Here is an 8,152-nt window from a genome sequence, read left to right on the forward strand (position 1 = left end):
CGGACAAGTCCGCTCCTACACACGCACTATTGCTACAGGGTGAAGCACGCCAGCATCGTAAGTTGTCCTGTTGGTCAGTTATTTGCATTGCTCGGGCATGCACTCCAACAAGACCGCAAGGAGCTAGACCCGATGCACCTGACCAACCCACGTCGTCCTCTGAAAAAACTGCTGTGTGCCATGGCCGCCGTTGTCGGCATCGGCTCCAGCCTGCTCGCCTCGGCAGCCGATCCGCTGAAAGTCGGATTCGTCTACATCGGCCCCATCGGCGACCACGGCTGGACCTATCAGCATGAACAGGGCCGTCAGGCGATGGTCAAGGCGCTGGGTGACAAGGTGACCAGCAGCTACGTGGAAAACGTGCCGGAGGGCGCGGACGCCGAGCGGGTTATCCGCAACATGGCCAAGGGCGGTTACGACCTGATTTTCAGTACCTCGTTCGGCTACATGAACCCCACGCTGAAAGTCGCCAAGCAATTCCCCAAGGTGAAATTCGAGCACGCGACCGGCTACAAGCAGGACAAGAACATGGGCACGTATCTGGCCCGCACCTATGAGGGTCGTTACGTGAGCGGTTACATCGCCGCGAAAATGACCAAGACCAAGAAAATCGGTTATGTCGCTTCATTCCCGATCCCTGAAGTGCTGCGTGACATCGACGCCATCCAGCTGGCGCTGAACAAATACAACCCGGGCACCGAGATCAAAGTGGTGTGGGTCAACTCCTGGTTCGATCCGGGCAAGGAAGCCGATGCTGCCAACGCACTCATCGATCAGGGCGTTGATGTGGTCTTCCAGCACACCGACAGCCCTGCGCCGATCCAGACCGCCGAGCGTCGTGGCGTCTATGCAGTCGGCTACGCTTCGGACATGGCGCACTTCGGGCCGAAAGCGGTACTGGCTTCCATCGTCAACAACTGGGGCCCGCATTACATTCAGGCCGCCGAGGGTGCCATCGCAGGCACCTGGAAACCACAGGATTACTGGGGCGGCCTGAAAGAGGGTACGGTCGAGTTGCCAATCAGCGACGTGGTACCTGCTGATGTGAAGGCTGAGGCGCAGAAGATCATCGCCAGCATCGAAAGCGGCGAATTCCATCCGTTCACCGGGCCGATCAAGGACCAGAACGGTACCGTGAAAATTGCTGACGGCGTGGTTGCAACCAACGCTGAGCTGGCGTCGATAAACTATTACGTCGAAGGGATCAAGGCCGAACTGCCTAAATAACCGCCTGGCGTCTCGTGCCTGCTTCGGCGGGCACGCTCATCGACAGCGAACACCACATGATTTCCAGGACCGTTAATGGACCAGCTTCCCGTCATCGACATAGCCCCGCTCTACGGCACCGACCTTGAGGCCTGGCAGGATGTCGCCCGGCAGATCGACAGTGCCTGTCGGCAATGGGGTTTCTTTTATATCAAGGGCCACCCGATCAGCGCGCAACGCATCGAGCAGGTGCAATCGGCAGCCAAAGACTTTTTCGCTCGTCCGGCAGCCGAAAAGCTCATCATCGATATCACGCAAAGCACCCATCATCGCGGCTACGGTGCCATCGCTACAGAGCAACTGGACCCCAGCCTGCCGAGCGACCTGAAGGAAACCTTCGACATGGGCCTGCATCTGGAGGCAGGCCATCCCGACGTGCTGGCTGGCAAACCATTGCGCGGGCCCAATCGGCACCCGGACATTCCCGGCTGGGAAAGCCTGATGGAACAGCATTACCTGGACATGCAGGCATTGGCGCAAACCCTGCTGCGCGCCATGACCCTCGCGCTGGGCATCGAACGCGATTTCTTCGATCAGCGCTTCAAGGACCCGGTCAGCGTGCTGCGCATGATTCATTACCCACCGCGTGATACGGCGACCTCGGCCGAGCAACAAGGCGCAGGCGCGCATACCGATTATGGCTGCATCACCCTGTTGTATCAGGACACGGCGGGCGGCTTGCAGGTACGCGACGTGCGGGGCGAATGGATCGACGCACCGCCGATTGACGGTACGTTCGTGGTCAATCTCGGCGACATGATGGCGCGCTGGAGCAACGACCGTTATCTGTCCACGCCGCACCGGGTTATCAGCCCGCTTGGCGTCGACCGCTATTCGATGCCGTTTTTCGCCGAACCGCATCCCGACACGCGTATTGAATGCCTGCCCGGTTGCCAGAGCGAAAGCCAGCCAGCGCGCTATTCTGTTACCACCTGCGCCGAGTTTCTGCTGTCGCGCTTTGCTGATACCTATGCTTACCGCCGCGATCAGGAGGCAAGTTGAACGTTCGGTCAGGTTTTACCCTGCGCAGCGACGTGCATCTGTAGAATGCCCGCGATCTGCACCTGATGAGAAAAGAATATGTACGACTGGTTGAACGCCCTGCCCAAGGCAGAACTGCACTTGCACCTCGAAGGTTCGCTGGAACCCGAGTTGCTGTTCGCCCTGGCAGAGCGCAACAAAATTGCCCTGCCGTGGAATGACGTCGAAACCCTGCGCAAGGCCTATGCCTTCAACAACCTGCAGGAATTCCTCGATCTGTATTACCGCGGTGCGGACGTTTTGCGCACAGAGCAGGACTTCTACGACCTGACCTGGGCTTACCTGCTGCGCTGCAAGGAACAGAACGTTATCCACACCGAACCGTTCTTCGATCCGCAAACCCACACCGACCGTGGTATCCCGTTTGAAGTGGTGCTGGCCGGGATTACCGGTGCGCTGAAAGACGGCAAGTCGAAGCTGGGCGTCGACAGCGGTCTGATCCTGAGCTTCCTTCGTCACCTGTCCCAGGAAGAAGCCGAAAAAACCCTCGATCAGGCGCTGCCGTTCCGTGATGCGTTCGTCGCCGTGGGCCTCGATAGCTCCGAGATGGGCCACCCGCCAAGCAAGTTCCAGCGCGTATTTGATCGCGCCCGCAGCGAGGGCTTCCTGACCGTCGCCCACGCCGGAGAAGAAGGCCCGCCGGAATACATCTGGGAAGCACTGGACCTGCTGAAGATCGAGCGCATCGACCACGGTGTACGCGCCATTGAAGACGAGCGACTGATGCAGCGCATCATCGACGAACAAATCCCGCTGACCGTCTGCCCGCTGTCCAACACCAAGCTTTGCGTGTTCGACGACATGGCCCAGCACAACATCCTCGACATGCTCGAGCGCGGCGTGAAAGTCACCGTCAACTCGGACGACCCGGCCTACTTCGGTGGCTACGTGACCGAAAACTTCCATGCGCTGTACACGCATCTGGGCATGACTGAAGATCAGGCAAAACGTCTGGCACAAAACAGCCTGGATGCACGCCTGGTCAAGCCCTAAAAAGAGGGATTGAGCGAGTTACATCCATCGCTGCTCATGCTCTGCGTCGCAGAGGACGCAAAGCGTCCGGAACTGCATACCAACGCGGAGCGTTGGCACGATAGTGGTGGGGCGGGCATGCACATCCATCGTTCCTAACGCTTCGCGTGGAAATGCCTTTCGCGACACTCTGCGTCGCAAGAGGACGCGAAGCGTCTGGAACTGCATGCAAAAGCACGATAGTGGTGGGGTGGGCCACACCTGCGGTTCCCGTCAGGCCGCCGCCGCGATCTTGCTTATTTCCCGCTGCCCACTGGAGGAGACCTGCAAGGTGCTGGGCTCCTCGGTGGTGCGCAGCCAGCCCATTTGAAAGAATAACTGCAGTAGCCCTGCCCCCAGCGCGCCGCCCAGGTGCGGGTTGCGATCATTCCATTTCGGGCAGGCACATACCGTTTCACGCTTGCGCTGTGCCAGCGCCGGTATGTAAATACCGCGCTCGGCAAAACTGGCCACACCCTTGCTCGTGACCTCGACACGCTTCTCTTGCTGTTCTATCCAGCCCGCTTCCAGAAGGCGCTGATAAAGCTCGGCGGCCATTTCGCCGCCCAGATGATCGGAGCAGATTCTTGCACGGCGTAGCGGCAACGGCGGCATAGGCTGAGCAAACCTGCGGCTGATCTGTTCGGCACTGGCCAGCGAGGCACAGGCCAGAGCTTCTACAGCGGCCCCCACTTCCGGCGCGGCGAGGCGAAAGAAGCGCTTGCGACCCCGCGCCTCCTGTTTCAACAAACCGCCGCTGGTCAGACGCGCCAGGTGCGCGCCTGCAGAAGAAGTCGAGAGTCCCGCCAAAATCGCCAACTCATCGGCAGGACGAGCAGTACCATCCATCAGTGCCCAGATCATTGCGCTGCGCTTGGGGTCGGCCAGCAATGTTGCGATCTGGCTGATGCAAGGTCCGTATTCCATGTGTTCACTCCCTGTTGAAACATTCATCTATCGTGATGACTGGGTGAAAGCAATCACGCCTCGGTAGAGTTGAACGTGGTTCTTATATGAAATGACAAGTATAAACTCTATGCCCTTCGGCCCCAGTGGGCGAAAAACGATTCGTACAAACTGTTGTTGTACAACAGCTCGAAAAAACCCACGTTTCTCTCTCGCCCGATCGGCAGGAAGATCTTCCTGCCTTAACGGCGACCCCCCTCTAGCAAAGGGGTTTCGACCATTACTTCAAAAAGAGATTGAAAAAACAAGCGTAATACCCATGACAAAAACGCCAAAACCACTCAACAACAGTCAGTTTTAACTTCGCCTGAGAGTTGAAACTTTGCACCGTTGAAACACTTTCAAATATTATATTTTCCGACACTTCCGAAGGTTATTTCCTACCCGGACGTGGCTATTAAAACAAACCAACGGGCGACGGACCTACAGCCTGTTGCTTACAACGTGACCTGAGCATTTCCAGCAACAGAATGACCGGCTTGCTGAGCTGCGCCCGGTGCGCGCATAACAGGTTCAGCGGCGCTCGCTCGCCGATCAAATCTGGCATCAATACTTTCAGGTGCCCGGCCCGTACATCTGCGGCGACGTCCAGCCAGGATTTGTACGCCACACCTTCGCCCGCTACTGCCCAGCGGCGCACTACATCTGCGTCGTCACTGAACCGGTTGCCGCTGACCGTCAGGCTGATTTCGCGCTTGCCATCATTCAGCGTCCAGCGGTCATGCACACGGTCCCCGAGCATGAACAACAGGCAGTTATGCTGCGCCAGTTGCTCAACCTGCTGCGGTTCGCCATGACGCTGCAGGTAACTCGGCGCGGCACACAACACCCGCCGGTTGTCAGGCAACACCGGCAATGCGACCAGGCTTGAATCCTCCGGCTCGCCGTAACGCAGCGCCACATCGACCGGCTGGCGGAACAGGTCGGCAATACGATCACCCAGCAACAGGCGCACGGTCAGTTGCGGATGTTGCTGTTGAAATTCGTCGAGCCAGGGCAAGAGTACGTTACGTCCCAGATCCGACGGTGCCGAGAGTTGCAACACGCCTTCACAACGGTCCTGACTGCTGGCCAGCAGGCGCCGCCCCTCTTCCAGACTGCCCAGTGCGGCGCGGGCATACTCCAGAAACCCCTCGCCTTCGGCAGTCAGACGAAGGCTGCGGGTCGAACGTGCCAGCAAGCGCGCACCCAATTGCCGTTCAATACGTTTGAGCGCCGCGCTGGCAACCGCCGCAGACATGTCCATCACCCGCGCTGCGGCAGAAAGGCTGCCCAGGTCCGCTGCACGAACGAACAACTGCAAGTCGTCAAAACGCAACATCAATGCCTCGTATTATCAAAATAAAATTGAAAGAGCCTGCCGTTTTAGCGGGTTTTATCTTTACTGGAAATAGCCAATGATCTCTTCATCATTTTTCCCGAAGAGGCCCGTCATGAAAGCAATCGCGTATTACCACTCGCTGCCGATCAGCGACGCACTGTCATTGCAGGACATCGAACTGCCTGAACCGGTGGCTGGCGCTCGTGATCTGCTGGTCGAGGTCAAGGCCATCTCCGTCAACCCGGTGGACACCAAAATTCGCCAGAACGTCCAGCCCGAGGACGGCGCTCCCAAGGTGCTGGGCTGGGATGTGGCAGGTGTCGTGAAAGCGGTGGGTAGCCAGGTCACGCTGTTCAAGCCGGGTGACAAGGTGTTCTATGCCGGCTCCCTGACCCGGCCGGGTGGCAACAGCGAACTGCATGTGGTCGACGAGCGTATTGTCGGGCATATGCCGAAAACCCTGAGCTTTGCCCACGCGGCCGCGTTGCCGTTGACGGCGATCACTGCCTGGGAGCTGTTGTTCGAGCGCCTGCAGATCGCTCAGCAAAAAGGCGAAGGCTCGCACAGCCTGCTGATCGTCGGTGCAGCGGGCGGTGTAGGTTCGATCCTTACCCAGTTGGCACGTCAGCTGACCACCCTGAAGGTCATCGGCACCGCTTCCCGGCCTGAGACCGAAAGCTGGGTCCGCGAACTGGGCGCACACGAAGTGCTGAACCACAGCAAGCCGTTGAGCGAAGAACTGAAGCGCGTAGGCCTGAACCAGGTGACCCATGTGGCTAGCCTGACCCAGACCGAACAGCATCTGGACCAGTTGGTCGAGGCGCTCAAGCCACAGGGCAAGCTGGCGCTGATCGACGATCCCAAGTCACTGGATGTGTCGAAGCTCAAGCGCAAGAGCCTGTCGCTGCACTGGGAGTTCATGTACACGCGGTCGATGTTCGAAACCGAGGACATGATAGAACAGCACAACCTGCTCAACCGGGTGGCCGATCTGATCGACGCGGGAACGCTGAAAACCACCTTTGGTGAGCACTTCGGCAGCATCAACGCAGAGAATCTGCGCCGCGCTCATGCCCTGCTGGAAAGTGGCAAGGCCAAGGGCAAGGTTGTACTGGAAGGGTTCTGAACGCGATATGGTTGTGTCAGCGCATCGCGTGACTGACACAACCGTTGCGCCGAATCAGACAGGCTTCGCCTGTGCATCCCGCGTGCCTTGCGCACGGCGTGTCAGTACCGAAAGGCCGACTGTCAGCACACCGCACAGGCTGATAACCAACGCCATGGGTGTGGCCGTGCCGTCATGCAACAAGCCCACCAGGCTGGCGGCGATGGCGGCAACACTGAATTGCAGACAACCCAGCAGCGCCGAGGCACTGCCCGCACGCGCCCACTGGCCGCTCATGGCACAGGCTGACGCATTGGGGATGATGCACCCAAGGCTTGCCACGCAAATGAACAATGGCACCAGCAGCGGCCAAAGCGCTTCGGTGCGCAGCAAGCTGATCGCCAGCAACACCAGCGCCGCGGTCAGATAGATCCAGACCGTGCGTGACAGCAAAAATGCCGGCCCCGTCTTGCGCAGCAGACGCGCATTGATCTGCGCGACCAGAATGAAACCCGCCGCGTTCATCCCGAACAGCCAGCCATAATGCTCGGCTGGTACGCCGTACAGCTTGATGAACACGAACGGCGACCCGGCGACGTAAGCGAACATTCCGGCCATGGCAATGCCGCCCGTCAGGGCATGGCCGATGAAGACGCGGTCCTGCAGCAGGTTGACGTACTGGCGAAATGCGCCACTCAACGGCTGACGAGGCGTGCTGGCGGGCATGCTTTCCGGCAGCCCCAGTGCAACCGCCGCCAGGCAGGCACCACTGAAAAGCGCCAGGCTGACAAAGATCGATTGCCAGCCAAAGGTGCTGACCAGTACTCCGCCAAGCATGGGTGCCAGAATCGGAGCCAGGCCCATGACCAGCATCAGTTGCGAAAAGACCTTGGCCGACTCGACGGCATTGCACTTGTCACTGACGATTGCCCGCGACAACACTATCCCGGCACAGCCGCCCAACGCCTGAACGAAGCGCGCACCAATCAGCCATTCAAGGCTCGGCGCAAAAGCGCAGGCTATCGAGGCGAGCATGAACACGGTAACGCCGAACAACAGCGGAATGCGCCGACCGAACCGGTCAGCCACCGGACCATAGGCCAGTTGTCCCAGGGAAAGCCCGAGAAAGTAAGCCGCGAGGGTCAACTGAATATGTTTATCGTCGGTCCCGAAATACGAGGCCATGGCAGGAAACCCAGGAAGATAGAAGTCGATGGCCAGAGGGCCGAAGGCACTCAATGAGCCAAGGATAAGGATTGTGCGTAGATTCATCGGGTGTCCATTAACGGGTCCAGGGCAACGGGTTAGTCTAACCGGCTTACCTTGCAGAGAACGAAGGACAGGGTAATTAATTCAAAACTTTTCAAAGTTTACAGACAGGGAGACCGCTCCGGTCTCCCTGACCGGGAGTATCAGTTTTTTTGTGTTCGGGCTGGTTAGGG

Annotated in this window: 7 protein-coding genes; 4 read left to right on the plus strand and 3 right to left on the minus strand. The window is 58.8% G+C overall.

Annotation, left to right across the window (positions count from 1 at the left end):
- The first annotated feature begins 132 nt into the window (after positions 1–132).
- From ALO64_RS21455 to ALO64_RS21465, 3 genes are all read left to right on the plus strand, one after another.
- Positions 133–1,227 carry a BMP family ABC transporter substrate-binding protein gene (locus ALO64_RS21455; protein ID WP_044344027.1) on the plus strand — a complete coding sequence of 365 codons (1,095 nt, stop codon included), beginning with the start codon at positions 133–135 and terminating at the stop codon, positions 1,225–1,227.
- Between the two features lie 75 nt (positions 1,228–1,302).
- Positions 1,303–2,268, plus strand: coding sequence for a 2-oxoglutarate and iron-dependent oxygenase domain-containing protein (locus ALO64_RS21460; RefSeq protein WP_044344026.1), 966 nt, complete (start codon positions 1,303–1,305; stop codon positions 2,266–2,268).
- Between the two features lie 78 nt (positions 2,269–2,346).
- Positions 2,347–3,300: an adenosine deaminase gene (locus ALO64_RS21465; RefSeq protein WP_002555524.1), complete on the plus strand. Its 954-nt coding sequence runs from the start codon at positions 2,347–2,349 to the stop codon at positions 3,298–3,300.
- A gap of 252 nt (positions 3,301–3,552) precedes the next feature.
- Here ALO64_RS21465 and ALO64_RS21470 read toward each other — a convergent pair whose 3' ends face one another.
- Positions 3,553–4,245 carry an ArsR/SmtB family transcription factor gene (locus ALO64_RS21470; protein ID WP_002555525.1) on the minus strand — a complete coding sequence of 231 codons (693 nt, stop codon included), beginning with the start codon at positions 4,243–4,245 and terminating at the stop codon, positions 3,553–3,555.
- Between the two features lie 436 nt (positions 4,246–4,681).
- On the minus strand, positions 4,682–5,605 hold the full coding sequence (locus ALO64_RS21475; protein ID WP_002555526.1) for a LysR family transcriptional regulator: 924 nt from the start codon (positions 5,603–5,605) through the stop codon (positions 4,682–4,684).
- A gap of 112 nt (positions 5,606–5,717) precedes the next feature.
- Here ALO64_RS21475 and ALO64_RS21480 point away from each other — a divergent pair, with 112 nt between their 5' ends.
- Positions 5,718–6,731 (plus strand): zinc-binding alcohol dehydrogenase family protein, encoded by a 1,014-nt coding sequence (locus ALO64_RS21480; protein ID WP_005731180.1) that lies wholly within the window; start codon positions 5,718–5,720, stop codon positions 6,729–6,731.
- A 54-nt stretch (positions 6,732–6,785) separates the two neighbouring features.
- On the opposite strand, the gene ALO64_RS21485 is transcribed toward ALO64_RS21480, so the two are convergent.
- Positions 6,786–7,982, minus strand: coding sequence for a multidrug effflux MFS transporter (locus ALO64_RS21485; RefSeq protein WP_010212437.1), 1,197 nt, complete (start codon positions 7,980–7,982; stop codon positions 6,786–6,788).
- Between the last annotated feature and the right edge of the window lie 170 nt (positions 7,983–8,152).

Origin of the sequence: Pseudomonas meliae (assembly GCF_001400515.1) — a bacterium.
Lineage (GTDB): Bacteria > Pseudomonadota > Gammaproteobacteria > Pseudomonadales > Pseudomonadaceae > Aquipseudomonas > Aquipseudomonas amygdali.

What these genes read in the sequence shown, in the direction of transcription:
- ALO64_RS21455 (WP_044344027.1), top strand. Translation starts at nt 133, where the DNA reads ATGCACCTGACCAACCCACGTCGTCCTCTGAAAAAACTGCTGTGTGCC.
- ALO64_RS21485 (WP_010212437.1), bottom strand. Translation starts at nt 7,982, where the DNA reads ATGAATCTACGCACAATCCTTATCCTTGGCTCATTGAGTGCCTTCGGC.
- ALO64_RS21475 (WP_002555526.1), bottom strand. Translation starts at nt 5,605, where the DNA reads ATGTTGCGTTTTGACGACTTGCAGTTGTTCGTTCGTGCAGCGGACCTG.
- ALO64_RS21470 (WP_002555525.1), bottom strand. Translation starts at nt 4,245, where the DNA reads ATGGAATACGGACCTTGCATCAGCCAGATCGCAACATTGCTGGCCGAC.
- ALO64_RS21480 (WP_005731180.1), top strand. Translation starts at nt 5,718, where the DNA reads ATGAAAGCAATCGCGTATTACCACTCGCTGCCGATCAGCGACGCACTG.
- ALO64_RS21460 (WP_044344026.1), top strand. Translation starts at nt 1,303, where the DNA reads ATGGACCAGCTTCCCGTCATCGACATAGCCCCGCTCTACGGCACCGAC.
- ALO64_RS21465 (WP_002555524.1), top strand. Translation starts at nt 2,347, where the DNA reads ATGTACGACTGGTTGAACGCCCTGCCCAAGGCAGAACTGCACTTGCAC.